At 74.9% G+C, this 12,342-nt stretch carries 12 protein-coding genes; 4 read left to right on the forward strand and 8 right to left on the reverse strand.

Features of this window, described 5'->3' with window-relative positions; translation table 11 throughout:
• Positions 1-31 precede the first annotated feature (31 nt).
• Both ACI79Q_RS00270 and mshC read right to left on the reverse strand, forming a co-directional pair.
• Entirely contained in the window at positions 32-1,078 is a 1,047-nt protein-coding gene (locus tag ACI79Q_RS00270; protein WP_456587877.1) for an HD domain-containing protein, read from the reverse strand.
• Positions 1,078-2,328: a cysteine--1-D-myo-inosityl 2-amino-2-deoxy-alpha-D-glucopyranoside ligase gene (gene mshC / locus ACI79Q_RS00275; RefSeq protein ID WP_456587878.1), complete on the reverse strand. Its 1,251-nt coding sequence runs from the start codon at positions 2,326-2,328 to the stop codon at positions 1,078-1,080. The genes ACI79Q_RS00270 and mshC overlap by 1 nt, the downstream gene beginning before the upstream one ends.
• Positions 2,329-2,437: 109 nt before the next feature.
• On the opposite strand from mshC, the gene ACI79Q_RS00280 reads away from it, so the two are divergent.
• Positions 2,438-3,154: a maleylpyruvate isomerase family mycothiol-dependent enzyme gene (locus ACI79Q_RS00280; protein WP_456587879.1), complete on the forward strand. Its 717-nt coding sequence runs from the start codon at positions 2,438-2,440 to the stop codon at positions 3,152-3,154.
• A gap of 27 nt (positions 3,155-3,181) precedes the next feature.
• Here the strand turns inward: ACI79Q_RS00280 and ACI79Q_RS00285 are convergent, their stop codons facing one another.
• The 4 genes from ACI79Q_RS00285 to ACI79Q_RS00300 form a co-directional block, all read right to left on the reverse strand.
• Positions 3,182-3,568 carry a VOC family protein gene (locus tag ACI79Q_RS00285; RefSeq protein WP_456587880.1) on the reverse strand — a complete coding sequence of 129 codons (387 nt, stop codon included), beginning with the start codon at positions 3,566-3,568 and terminating at the stop codon, positions 3,182-3,184.
• Between the two features lie 109 nt (positions 3,569-3,677).
• Positions 3,678-4,430 (reverse strand): SCO1664 family protein, encoded by a 753-nt coding sequence (locus ACI79Q_RS00290; protein WP_456587881.1) that lies wholly within the window; start codon positions 4,428-4,430, stop codon positions 3,678-3,680.
• Between the two features lie 13 nt (positions 4,431-4,443).
• Positions 4,444-4,995 carry a DUF3090 family protein gene (locus tag ACI79Q_RS00295; RefSeq protein WP_456587882.1) on the reverse strand — a complete coding sequence of 184 codons (552 nt, stop codon included), beginning with the start codon at positions 4,993-4,995 and terminating at the stop codon, positions 4,444-4,446.
• 9 nt (positions 4,996-5,004) lie between these two features.
• The gene (locus tag ACI79Q_RS00300) at positions 5,005-5,703 is read right to left on the reverse strand and encodes a histidine phosphatase family protein (protein WP_456587883.1); all 699 of its coding nucleotides are present in this window, start codon (positions 5,701-5,703) and stop codon (positions 5,005-5,007) included.
• 215 nt (positions 5,704-5,918) lie between these two features.
• Between ACI79Q_RS00300 and ACI79Q_RS00305 the strand changes: the two genes are divergently transcribed.
• Positions 5,919-7,463, forward strand: a complete 1,545-nt coding sequence (locus tag ACI79Q_RS00305) for an AMIN-like domain-containing (lipo)protein (RefSeq protein WP_456613902.1) — start codon at positions 5,919-5,921, stop codon at positions 7,461-7,463.
• Between the two features lie 80 nt (positions 7,464-7,543).
• Here the strand turns inward: ACI79Q_RS00305 and ACI79Q_RS00310 are convergent, their stop codons facing one another.
• The gene (locus tag ACI79Q_RS00310; protein WP_456587885.1) at positions 7,544-8,410 is read right to left on the reverse strand and encodes an undecaprenyl-diphosphate phosphatase; all 867 of its coding nucleotides are present in this window, start codon (positions 8,408-8,410) and stop codon (positions 7,544-7,546) included.
• Positions 8,411-8,571: 161 nt separating this feature from the next.
• Here ACI79Q_RS00310 and ACI79Q_RS00315 point away from each other — a divergent pair, with 161 nt between their 5' ends.
• Entirely contained in the window at positions 8,572-9,552 is a 981-nt protein-coding gene (locus ACI79Q_RS00315) for an aldo/keto reductase (protein WP_456587886.1), read from the forward strand.
• Positions 9,549-11,501: an AAA family ATPase gene (locus tag ACI79Q_RS00320; RefSeq protein ID WP_456595633.1), complete on the forward strand. Its 1,953-nt coding sequence runs from the start codon at positions 9,549-9,551 to the stop codon at positions 11,499-11,501. The genes ACI79Q_RS00315 and ACI79Q_RS00320 overlap by 4 nt, the downstream gene beginning before the upstream one ends.
• 6 nt (positions 11,502-11,507) lie before the next feature.
• Here the strand turns inward: ACI79Q_RS00320 and ACI79Q_RS00325 are convergent, their stop codons facing one another.
• The gene (locus ACI79Q_RS00325; RefSeq protein ID WP_456613903.1) at positions 11,508-12,311 is read right to left on the reverse strand and encodes a DUF2470 domain-containing protein; all 804 of its coding nucleotides are present in this window, start codon (positions 12,309-12,311) and stop codon (positions 11,508-11,510) included.
• Positions 12,312-12,342: the final 31 nt, after the last annotated feature.

The raw sequence follows: 12,342 nt of genomic DNA on the forward strand, positions 1-12,342 counted from the left end.
AGGCCACGGCCGCCTGGGGGCGTGCGCGTCGTCAGTCGCTGCGCAGCAGTGGTCGCATCTGCGCCGAGGCGTCGGCGTCGAACAGCCGGTCGTGCGTGGCGAGGGCGAACCGGTCGGTCATCCCGGAGACGTAGTCGACGACCTGGGTGAGCGGATCGGCCTCGGTGTCGCGGTAACTGGCCGGGATGAGCTCGGGGTGGGCCAGGTGGTGGTCGACGAGCCGGCGGATGACGTCGACCGCCAGGTGCTTCTGCCCGGCGGCGACGTCGGAGGCGTACACGCGGGCGAACATGAAGTCGCGCAGCTCGTGCATCGCCTGCAGCGGCTCCGGGGCCATGACCACGCGCGTGCTGCCCGGCGCCAGCGAGCCCTCGACGACGGCGTCGATCATGGATCCGACCATCTCGCTGCCCGGCTGCCCGAAGACGGCGACGGCGCGCGCGGGCAGGTCGGAGGTCCGGATGACCCCGGCGCGGACGGCGTCCAGCGCGTCGTGGGACAGGTAACCGATCCGGTCGGCGTAGCGCACGCACTCGGCCTCACGGGTGGCCGGCGGCGGGTCGATCTTCCAGCTGTGGGCGCGGATGCCGTCGCGCACCTCCCAGGTGAGGTTGAGGTCCTCCAGCACCTCCACGATGCGCACGCCCTGGGCGGCGTGGTGCCAGCCGCCGTCGACGTAGGGGTCGAAGGCCTCCTCGCCGATGTGCCCGAACGGCGAGTGCCCCACGTCGTGGCCCAGGGCGATCGCCTCGGCCAGCGTCTCGTTGAGCCCGAGCGCCCGGGCCAGCGAGCGCGCCACCTGGGTCACCTGCAACGTGTGCGTCAGCCGGGTGACGAAGTGGTCGCCGTCGGGGTTGAGGAAGACCTGGGTCTTGTGCTTGAGCCGGCGGAACGCCTTCGCGTGCAGGATCCGGTCCCGGTCCCGCTCGAAGGCGGTGCGCAGCGCGTCCTCCGCCTCCGGCCGTGCCCGGCCCCGGCTGGCCACCGCCCGGGTCGCGGCGGGTGCGAGCTGCTCCTCGGCCCGCTCGCGCGCCGCGCGGTCGGTGAGCCGGAACGGACCGTCGAGGACGCCGGCCATCAGAAGTTCTGCAGCTCCACGCCCAGGAGCGCGTCGACGGCGTCGCAGACGACCTGCGGCGCGTGCTCCTCCAGGTCCTCGCCGCCGGCCAGGGTGCGGGCGGCCCAGGCGTCGACCAGGGCGATCGCGCCGGGGCTGTCGAGATCGTCGGACAGTCGCTCGCGCAGCCCGTGCAGCACCGGGCCGGCCGGGGCGCCGGCCTCGCGGCCGACGGCGCTCCGCCAGGTGTCCAGCCGCTCCTGCGCCTCGGCGAGCAGCCGGTCGCTCCACTCCCGGTCGGTGCGGTAGTGCCCGGACAGCAGGGCCAGCCGGATGGCCATCGGGTCCACGCCCTCGCCGCGCAGCTTGGAGACGAAGACCAGGTTCCCCCGGCTCTTGCTCATCTTCTCGCCCTCCAGGCCGATCATCGCGGCGTGCACGTAGGCCCGGGCGAAGGGCTTGGTGGCGGTGAGCGCCTCGGCATGCACGGCGGAGAACTCGTGGTGCGGGAAGACCAGGTCGCTGCCGCCGCCCTGGACGTCGAACTCCATGCCGATCGTGTCCAACGCGATCGCGGCGCACTCGACGTGCCAGCCCGGCCGGCCGCGGGTGCCCCGCGGACCGGGCCAGGCCGGCTCCTCGGGCCGCTCACCGCGCCAGAGCAGCGGGTCCAGGCGGTTGCGCTTGCCCGCCCGGTCGGGGTCCCCGCCACGCTCGGCGAACAAGGTCAGCATCGTGGCCTCGTCGTAGCCGGACTCCGAGCCGAAGCCCGGGGCCTGCGCGACGTCGTGGTAGATGTCGCCGGTGCCGTCGGCCAGGACGTAGGCCAGCCCGGCGTCGAGCAGCTGCTCGATGTACGCCACGATCCGGGGGATCGACTCGACCGCGCCCACGTAGTCCTCCGGGGGCAGTACACGCAGCGCCGTCATGTCCTCCCGGAACAGTGCCGTCTCGCGCATGGCCAGGACGATCCAGTCCTCGCCGTCGCGCGCGGCACGCTCGAGCAGCGGGTCGTCGACGTCGGTCACGTTCTGCACGTAGTGGACGGCGTGCCCGGCGTCGCGCCACACCCGGTTGACCAGGTCGAAGGCCAGGTAGGTGGCGGCGTGCCCCAGGTGCGTGGCGTCGTACGGGGTGATGCCGCAGACGTACATCCGTGCGGTCCGGTCCGGCGTCGTCGCGACGATCTCACCGCGAGCGGTGTCGTAGACCTTGAGCACGGAGCCCGTGCCGGGCAGGGTCGGCAGCAGGGGGGCGGACCAGGAGAGCACGGTACGAGCCTAGAGCGGGTCTCCGACGGCACCGGCCCCGCAGGTCCGTGCGGGTCATCACGTCGGAGGGGAAGGCGCCGGTGGCGCCCCTCTGCAGGAGGAGGAGCGAATGCAGCTCGACGAGTACCTGCCGGCCCTGCGGCGTGTCGACGCCCGGTTCGCCGACGCCGCCGCGGAGGCAGTCCTCGCCCGCGGGTGGGCGGCTCCGGTCCCCGGGTGCCCCGGGTGGTCGCTGGCCGACCTGGTGTGGCACCTGTCCGAGGTGCAGCACTTCTGGGCGTGGGTGGTGCGCACCCGTGCCCGGGACCTCGCCACCTACGTCGAGCCGACGCGCCGCGCCGACGACGAGCTGCTGGGGTACGTGGCCGCGCAGGGCGCCGAGCTGGAGGCGGCGCTCGCCGGAGCCGACCCGGCCGAGCGGGTGTGGACCTGGGCGCCGCAGAAGGACGTGGCGTTCGTCCTGCGCCGGCAGCTGCAGGAGGCCACCGTGCACACGGTCGACGTCGAGCAGGTGCTTGGCGACGTGCGCCCGATCCCCGCCCCCGTGGGGCTGGACGGCCTGGACGAGTGGCTGCAGCTCATGGTGCCCGCCGCCCTGCCCGACGGGCCGCCGGAGTCCGCGCACCCCGTCGTCCTCCACGCCGTGGACGCCGACGCCGAGCGCACCCTCTTCCCCGGCACGAAGCCCTTCCCGATCGCCGCGCTCACCGGAACCGCCGGCGACCTGCTCCTGGCCGTGTGGCGCCGGGTACCGCTGGAGGTGCTCACCGTCGACGGTGACGGCCTGCAGGCGGCCGCGATGATCGACCTCGTGACGCTGGAGTGAGGCCGGAACCGCAGGGGCAGCGCGCACCTAGGGCCAGGTGACGGCGTACCGCTCGAACTCCTGGCCGGTCTGCACGCCGACGACGCAGAACACCAGGCCGGCCGGATCCAGCATCTGCCAGAAGCCGCCCATGTCGCGGTGCCGGGTGGCGCCCAGGGCCTCCAGCCGGGCGACCTCGGCCGGGATGTCGTCGGTCTCGACGTCGACGTGCCAGCGCGGCGGCGTCCCCTCCCCCGTCCGCTGCACCTCGACGTGCCAGCCGTCGGCGAACGACCCCAGCGAGGCCCACTTCTCGTCGTCGGGGTCGGGCGCGGCGGTGCGCCCCGTGGCGCCGGCCCAGAAGGCGGTGCCGGCCGTGTGGTGCTGCGGCGGCAGGTCCAGCAACAGGATGGACAGACGGCTGCGGTGCGGCATGCGCGGGATCCTGGCCCAGGGCACCGACAGGACGACGGCGCCCCGTGCGACTTCTGCGATGTTGCCCCCTACGGCGCACTGACGGGGGCCAGTGTGCAGATCTCGCCGCTCAGAAGGGCGGCCAGGGCAGGGCGGGCCACTCCCCGCTGGGCTCGGGGTGGCGACCGGTGCGCAGCAGCTCGGCCACCCGCCGCTGCGTGCAGCGCACCTCCGCACGGGTCAGGTGCTCGTGCAACTGCTCCCCGAGGTCGCCGCGCAGCTCGTCGGCGAGGCGCTCGAGCACCGTCAGCGCCTCGACGGTCAACGGCGAGCCGGCCCAGCGCCACAGCAGGGTGCGCAGCTTGGGGTCGACGGAGAAGCAGATGCCGTGGTCCACGCCGTGCACGTGGCCGTCGGGCATCGGGATGATGTGCCCGCCCTTGCGGTCGGCGTTGTTCACGACGGCGTCGAACACGGCCATGCGACGCAGCGCCGGGTCGTCGCGGCGGACGAAGGCGGCCAGGTCGACGTCCTCGTCGCCGTCCACCCACAGCTGCACCATGCCGGGGCCGAACGGGCCCTCGCGGAGCACGGTGGGCGGCACGATCCGCCAGCCGGTCGCCTCGGAGACCAGGTGGGCGGAGATCTCCCGGCCGGCGAGGGTGCCGTCGGGGAAGTCCCACAGGGGCCGCTCCCCCGCGACCGGCTTGTACACGCACTCGGCGGCGAGGTCGCCGGACCGGATGGCGCCGACCAGGGTCACGTTCGACGCGTCGAGCATCCGGCCCTCGACGTCGATCACGCCGGTCCGCAGCAGCTGCAGGGCCTCGGCGTCGTCGGCGGGCGGGCGGAGGTCGCTCCCCTCCGCCGGCTGCTCGCTCACCGCGGGCCGCCGCTCAGCGGCGGTAGCCGTTCTGCCGCGGGCACACGTGGCCCACCGGGTCGAGCGGGAGGGAGCACAACGGGCAGGACGGGCGCCCGGCGGCGACGACCCGGCGGGCGCGGGCGATGAAGGCACGAGCGGCCATGGGGGTGATCGTCACCCGCAGCGCATCGGGCCCCTCGTCGCTGTCGGAGAGGATCACGTCCTCCTCGATCGGCTCCTCGCCGGCGGCCACCGCCTCCACGACGACGGCCTCGGCGGTGCCGTCCCAGGCCAGGCCCATCGCGGCGACGCGGAACTCCTCGTCGACCGGCGCGGTGAGCGGCTCCAGGTCGTCGACGTCGGCCTCGGGCGGGATCACCGTGCCGGCCCGGCCGCTGACCTCGTCGAGCAGGTCGTCCATCCGGTCGGCCAGGACCTGCACCTGCGTCTTCTCCAGCGCGACGCTGACGGTACGCCCGGTGTCGTCGGTGGCCTGCAGGTAGAACGTCCTGTCCCCGGGCTGGCCGACCGTTCCCGCGACGAACCGGCTGGGGCGATCGAAGAGATGGAGCTGACGGGGCACGCGCCCAGGTTACGCGGGGGCGCCCGACCCGCCTCCCACCACGGCGTCCGAGGAGGCCTTGCGCCGGCGCCCCTTGCGGGGCGGGGGCATCAGCGCGGAGACGTCGCCGCCGGTGTCGTTGATCCGGGCCACGAACGGCCGGGTGTCGGTGTAGGAGACCACCGAGATCGAGGCAGGGTCGACGACGATCCGCTGGAACTGGTCGAGGTGCAGCCCCAGGGCATCGGCGAGCACGGCCTTGATGACGTCGCCGTGGCTGCAGGCCAGCCAGACCGCATCCGGGCCCAGCCGTGCGTTCCACTCGCGGACGGCGGCCACCGCCCGGGCCTGGGTCTGGGCCAGGCCCTCCCCCTCCGGGCCCGGGAACACCGCGGCCGAGGGGTGCTGCTGCACGACCTTCCAGAGCGGCTCCTTCACCAGCTCCTTGAGCGGCCGGCCGGTCCAGTCGCCGTAGCGCGCCTCCCCCAGCCGCTCCTCGATCGCCGGCTCCAGGTCGCGCCCGGCGACGACGGCGCCCGCCGTCTGCCGGCACCGCTCCAGGGGGCTGCTGACGACGGCGGCCAGCGGCACCTTCGCCAGTCGCTGCGCCACCGCCTGCGCCTGCGCCTGACCGGTGTCGTCGAGCTGGACGCCAGGGGTCCAGCCGGCGAGCACCCCTCCGGTGTTCGCGGTGCTCCGGCCGTGCCGCAGGAGGATGACGGTGGTCACCGGGCGAGCGTAGGCGGTGCTCCGTCCCTCCCCCGGTCCGTGGCAGCCGCCGCCGCAGCACGGCGGCGGGGCAGGACCCGCCGGTCGCCGGTGCACATGACGATCCGGCAATGGCTTGACGATCGGGTGACGGCATCCCGAAGCGTGTTCGGGGACGGGGAGCACGGGCAGGGGACGAGAGGACCGGACATCCGAGACCAGGAGGCGAGATCGCGATGATGCGTCTGCTCCTCGCCGGACTGAGCGCCAGCACGCTGCTGGCGACCACCGGCGCCCCGACCACCTCAGCCCCGTCGATCGTCCCGGCCGGGCCCACCCCACCCGGCCCGGTGCAGCCGGCCCACGAGCCGCTGCCCCCGGTGGGGAACCCGGGCACCGAGACCGTGGAGGCCGGGGAGTTCCCGGCCGGCGGCGCCCCGGCCTACCTGACCGACGTCCGCGCCGCCGGGCACGAGGACTTCGACCGGTTCGTCCTCGAGTTCGAGGGCGAGGAGGTCCCCAGCTACCGGGTCGGCTACGTCGAGCCGCCGATCACCGAGGACGGCTCCGGCCGGGAGATCGCCGTGGCCGGCTCGGCGTTCCTGGAGGTGCGGGTCAGCCCGGCCAGCGGCGTGGACCTCTCCGGTGACGAGCCCCGGGAGACCTACACCGGGCGTGACCAGATCACCGCACCCGGCGGCCGGGTGATCAGCGAGGCGGTCCAGACCGGCGACTTCGAGGCGATGCTGACCTGGACGATCGGCCTGGAGGAGCACGTGCCCTTCGGCGTCGCCACGTTCTCCGACCCGGCGCGGCTGGTCGTCGACGTCCTGCACCAGTCCGACGGCCTGGAGCCGGTCGGCCAGGGCGACACCGCCGACGTCGACGTCGAGGCCACCGGGTCGGCGGTCGTGCTGACCGACGTCCGGCTGGGCGCCCACGACGGCTTCGACCGGATCGTCTTCGAGCTCGCCGGTGACGGCGAGGCCGGGTACCAGATCGGCTACACCGAGGACCCGCGCAGCGCGGGCTCGGGCCACCCGCTGGAGGTGCCCGGCGACGCCACCCTGGGGATCACCCTGTCCAACCTGCTGTACCCGGGCGACGCGCCCGAGGGCGTCACGCCCTGGGAGGGCGAGGAGCGGCTGGAGATCGCCGGGACGAGCACGCTGGAGGCCCTGGTCGCCGACACCCTGTTCGAGGGCCGCTACTCCTTCTACGCGGGGCTCGACCAGCGCCGGCCGTTCGCGGTCGCCCGGCTGGCCGACCCGCAGCGGATCGTCGTCGACGTCCTCGACCGGCAGCCCGACGGCGTCGTGCTGGGCGAGCGCTGCACCAGCCCGGCCGGGTTCGCGGTCGACCACCCGTCGGACTGGTCGGTGAACGCCGGTGAGACCGTGCCGGCCTGCAGCCGGTTCTCCCCGCAGGACTTCGACGTGCCCGATGCCACCGACGTGCGCGTGGCCGCGATCGCCTTCTCGATCGAGCCGGTGGCCTTCGACCGGGTCACCCAGGAGCAGCCCGGGGAGCAGGCCCGCCGTGAGCTGACCGTGGACGGCCGGGACGCCGTGCGGATCGAGCGCACCGCCACCGGCGAGGGGCTCTGGCCCGAGGGCACGCCGTCGACCCGGTACGCCGTCGCCCTCGAGGAGGGTGAGCACGGACCGCGCACGCTGGTCGCGGACACCGTCGGCCTGCCGAAGTTCGACTACGAGCGCAACGTCGAGGTGCTCGACGCGATGATCGGGACGCTGGACCTCGACGCCGGCACGGAGGGCTGAGCCACACGTCTCCCGTGGCGACCCGGAGCCCTATCGGCTCCGGGTCGCCGCTGTCCCGCTCCCGAGCGTGTCGGCGAGGCTCAGCGTGGGATGGGCGTGGGGGTGACGTCGACGGGGGTGGTGGGGTCCAGGACCCCGGCGAACACCAGGCCCAGAATGAGCAGGCCCAGCAGGATGCGGTAGACGACGAAGGGCACGTAGCTGCCCCGGTCCAGGTAGCGCAGCAGCCAGGCGATGACGACCAGACCCACGACGAACGCCAGGACGGTGGCGAGGATGGTCGGGCCCCAGGCGATCGGCGGGCCCGCGACGTCCCCGCTGAGCACCTCGTAGACCTGGAAGAACCCGGCGCCCAGCACCGCCGGCACGGCCAGCAGGAACGAGTACCGGGCCGCGGCCGACCGGGTGTACCCGAGGAAGAGCCCGGCGGTGATCGTGCCGCCGGAGCGGGAGACCCCCGGGATCAGCGCCATCGCCTGCGCGAAGCCGAACGCGATGCCGTGGCCGACCGTCAGCCGGTCGAGCTCACGCCGCTTGGCCCCCACGCGATCGGCCCAGAACAGCACCAGCGAGAACAGGATCAGGGCGGTCGCCGTGATGCGCAGGTCGCGGAACGTCGTCTCGATCGAGTCCTGGAACAGCAGGCCCAGGACGACGATCGGCAGGGTGCCGACGATGATCAGCCAGCCCATGCGGGCGTCGGGGTCGCCCTTCCGCCGCCCACCGAGCGAGGCGACCCAGGCGGTGATGATCCGCCAGATGTCGTGCCGGAAGTAGAGCAGCACCGCGGCCTCGGTGCCGATCTGGGTGATCGCGGTGAACGCCGCGCCGGGGTCCTGCCACCCGAAGGCCTCCCCCACGACCCGCAGGTGGGCGCTCGAGGAGATGGGGAGGAACTCGGTGAGCCCCTGCACCAGACCGAGGACGACGGCTTCGAGCCAGCCCATATCAGCGCCCCCCGAGGGGACGGCTGGCGGCCGGACGGAGAGCGGATCGTTCGGGCACGACCGCTGACCTTAGGTGGCGGCCGGTCCGGCCCCGGCACGCCGCCCCGCAGCGGCCGGTGCTCCCGGGTGCGCGCCGGGTGACGGCGGTAGGTTGGCCGGTCGTGGAGCAACGGGCGTTGGGGCGCAGCGGTCTGATCGTGTCCCGGCTCGCGCTGGGCACGATGACCTGGGGCGGCGACACCGACGAGGACGAGGCCGCCATGCAGCTGACGGCCTTCGTCGACGCCGGTGGCACGCTGGTCGACACGGCCGACGTCTACTGCGACGGCGAGAGCGAGCGCACCCTCGGCCACCTGCTGGCCGACGTCGTCCCCCGTTCGCAGGTGCTCGTCGCCACCAAGGCCGTCGGGCGCACAGGACCCGGCCCCATGGGCCGGGGCGCCTCCCGGGGGCACCTCATCTCGGCGCTGGACGCGTCGCTGGAGCGGCTGGGCCTGGACTACGTCGACCTCTGGCAGCTGCACGCCTGGGACGAGACGACGCCGCTGGAGGAGACGCTGGCCGCCTGCGACCTCGCCGTCTCCTCGGGGCGCGCGCGCTACGTCGGGGTGAGCAACTTCACGGGCTGGCAGACCGCCCAGGCCGCGACCTGGCAGAAGGCGTGGCCGGGGCGCACGCCGCTGGTGAGCACCCAGGTCGAGTACTCGCTGCTGCAGCGCGGCGTGGAGCGGGAGGTCGTGCCGGCCGCCGAGGCGCTGGGGCTCGGCGTGCTCGCCTGGTCGCCGCTCGGCCGTGGGCTGCTGACCGGCAAGTACCGGCACAGCACGCCGTCGGAGAGCCGCGGGGCGTCGGCGCAGTGGCAGGGCTTCATCGACAACCTCCGCTCGGCTGCGGCCGACCGCATCGTCGAGGCGGTGATCACCGCGGCCCAGGGCCTGGGCACCACCCCGCTGGCGGTGGCGCTGGCCTGGGTGCGGGACCGGCCCGGCGTCGTCGCCCCGGTGGTCGGCGCGCGCACCGCCCAGCAGCTGCAGGCGTCCCTGGACTCCGACGGCGTGCGGCTGCCCGCCGCGATCCGCACCGCGCTGGAGGACGTCTCCGCCCCGCACTTCAGCTATCCCGATCGCCGGTCCGACCGGTGAGCGCCGACCCCACGACCCCCGGCCCGGACCTGGTCTTCGCCGCCTTCTGCGCGGCCGGGCTGTGGCCGGGGCTCGGCAAGCGCGCGGCGGCGGAGCTGCCGGCCGCCGGCATCACCACCCCGGACGACGTCACCGCCGACCGGTTGCTGAAGCTGCCGCGGGTGGGCCGGCAGCGCGCCGAGCGGCTGTTCTCCAGCTTCCTCGCCGCCGCCCCCACCTACGAGGTGGTCGAGCTGCTCGTGGGCGCCGGGCTGCCGGCCAAGTTGGCCGCCGGGGTGGCCGACGCGCTGGGCCAGGACGCCGCCCGCCGGCTGCGGGACGACCCGTGGGCCCTGCTGGGGCTCTCCGGCGTGACGCTGACCGACGCCGACCGGCTCGCGATCGCCGTGCTCAAGGGCGCCGACCGGCAGGACTCCCGGCGCGGCCGCGCCATCGTGGGGCTCACCCTGCGGACGGCGACCCGCGACGGGCACACCGTGCTGCCGGTGGACCTGGTCGTGGCCGCGCTGCAGGCCGAGGGCATCGCCGACCCGGCGGCCGCGATCGTCGCGGCCGTCGACTCCGGCGACGTGCTCGACCACGAGCCGCCCGAGCCGGAGCCCGACGAGGACGTCGACGAGCTCCCCGAACCCGATCCCGCGCTGCGGATGCTGTCGCTGGCCCGGTACGGCATGGCCGAGGAGGCGGTGGCCGAGAACGTGGCCCGGCTCGCCGCCGCCGCCGAGCGGATCGCCGACCCGGCCTCGGTGCGCTCGGTGGCCAAGGGGCTGGACGAGGCGCAGAAGCAGGCGGTGGCCCAGGTGCTCTCGGCCGGGGTCAGCCTGCTCACGGGCGGCCCGGGCACCGGGAAGAGCCGCACGGTGGCCGCGGTCGTGCAGCTGCTGCGCACCAAGGGCACCGACGTCGCGCTCGCGGCACCCACCGGCCGGGCGGCCAAGCGGCTGGAGGAGCTCACCGACCACCCCGCGGTCACGGTGCACCGGTTGCTCGGGGCACAGGGCGCCTCGGGTGGCTTCTCCCGCAACGAGGAGTGGCCGCTGGACGCCGACGTCGTGGTGGTCGACGAGGCCTCGATGCTCGACGTCGAGCTGACCGCCGCACTCCTGGAGGCCTGCCCCGACGGCACCCACCTGCTACTGGTCGGCGACCCGGCGCAGCTGCCCTCGATCGGCCCCGGACATGTGCTGGGCGACCTGATCGATTCCGGCGTCGTCCCGGTGACCGAGCTGACCACCCTCTACCGGCAGGCCGAGGGCGGAGCGATCGCGCGGCTGGCGTCGGCCGTGCGGGAGGGGCAGCTGCCGCCGGTCGACTCCCCCGACCGCGAGGTCGTCGTCGTGCCGGCCACCGGCAGCGGCGAGGCCGCTCGCCGCGTGGTCCAACTGGTCACCGACTCGATCCCGCGTGCGCTGGGCATCGACCCCGGCGGGGTGCAGGTCGTCACCCCGGTGCACCGCGGGCCGGCCGGGACCATCGAGCTGAACAAGGCGCTCAAGGCGCAGCTGAACCCCGGTGACGGCACGGTGTTCGGCTTCGACGTCGGCGACCGCGTGGTGGCCACCGCCAACCACCTGGACCTGGAGCCCACCGGCTTCGCCAACGGCGAGGTCGGCGTCGTCACCGGGACCGGGGACGGGTCGCTGACCGTGGACTTCAGCTCCGGCCCGGTCACCGTCACCGGCAATGCGCTGCCCGACCTGCGGCACGGCTGGGCGATCACCGTGCACCGCGCGCAGGGGTCGGAGTGGCCCGGCGTCGTCGTGGTGCTCCCGCCCGAGGCCGGGGGGATGCTCTCCCGTCCGCTGGTCTACACCGCGCTGACCCGCGCGCAGAAGCACCTGTCGATCGTGCACGCCAGCGGGGCCGCCCTGGCCCGGGCGGTCCGTGACGTCGACGTGCGCCCGCGGCGCACCCGGCTGGCCGGGCTGCTGCGCGAGATCGCCGGCTGAACGCCGTCAGCCGCGGCAGTCCCGCGCCGCCCGGGCCGCGCAGAGCAGCTGGCCGACGGCGGCGCCGAGCTGGCCGGCGCAGGTGAGCGGGCGTGGGAACGGCACCCGCACGTCGGTGTGGCCGAACGGCCGCTCCACGCGCAGCCGGAACCCGAAGCGGTCCAGGCCGAGCGGGCGGACGACGCGGGCCGGGCCCACCACGTCGGCCGGGACGCGGCCGGCCAGGAGCGCGAGGACGTCGGCGTGCGCGCCGGCGAGGTGGCGCAGGTGGTCGGCCTCGACGGCGGCCAGCGGGTCGGGGCGGGCCACCGCGAACTCCTGCGGGCTGACCTCGACGCCGTCGCCGCCCTCCCCCAGGACCACCTCGGCGAGGTCGAGGCGCAGCAGCCGCGCGGACCGGCCGACGTCGAGCAGGACCTCGGTGGGCCGGGTCTCGGCGAAGGCGAGGACGGCGGCCCGCTCGTCCTCGGCCCGCACCGGCGTCGCCCAGCCGGAGAGCCACAGCTGCGCCCGGATCGGCCGGCGCAGCGGCACCGGTGCATGGTCGCTGACCATCAGCAGGGCCGAGAGGTCCTGGTCGGGCGCGCGGTGGACGGCGTCGGCGATGTCCCCGTCGGCGGGGACGACCAGCAGCACCTGCCCGGCGCTGGTGACGGTGTGGGCGAGCAGCCGGCCGCCTTCGACACCGAGCGCGCAGACAGTCGCGGCGGACCGCGTGGCGACGGTGCGGGCGCGCTCGGCCGGCGCGGGCCGGAGCCCGTCGGCCTCCGGACGGCGCTCGGGCGCGGGGTGGGTCGGGCTGCTCGGCATGGCCCCTCCTCGGTCAGTTAGGGCAGCCTAA

It is taken from the genome of Blastococcus sp. SYSU DS0828 (assembly GCF_054050975.1).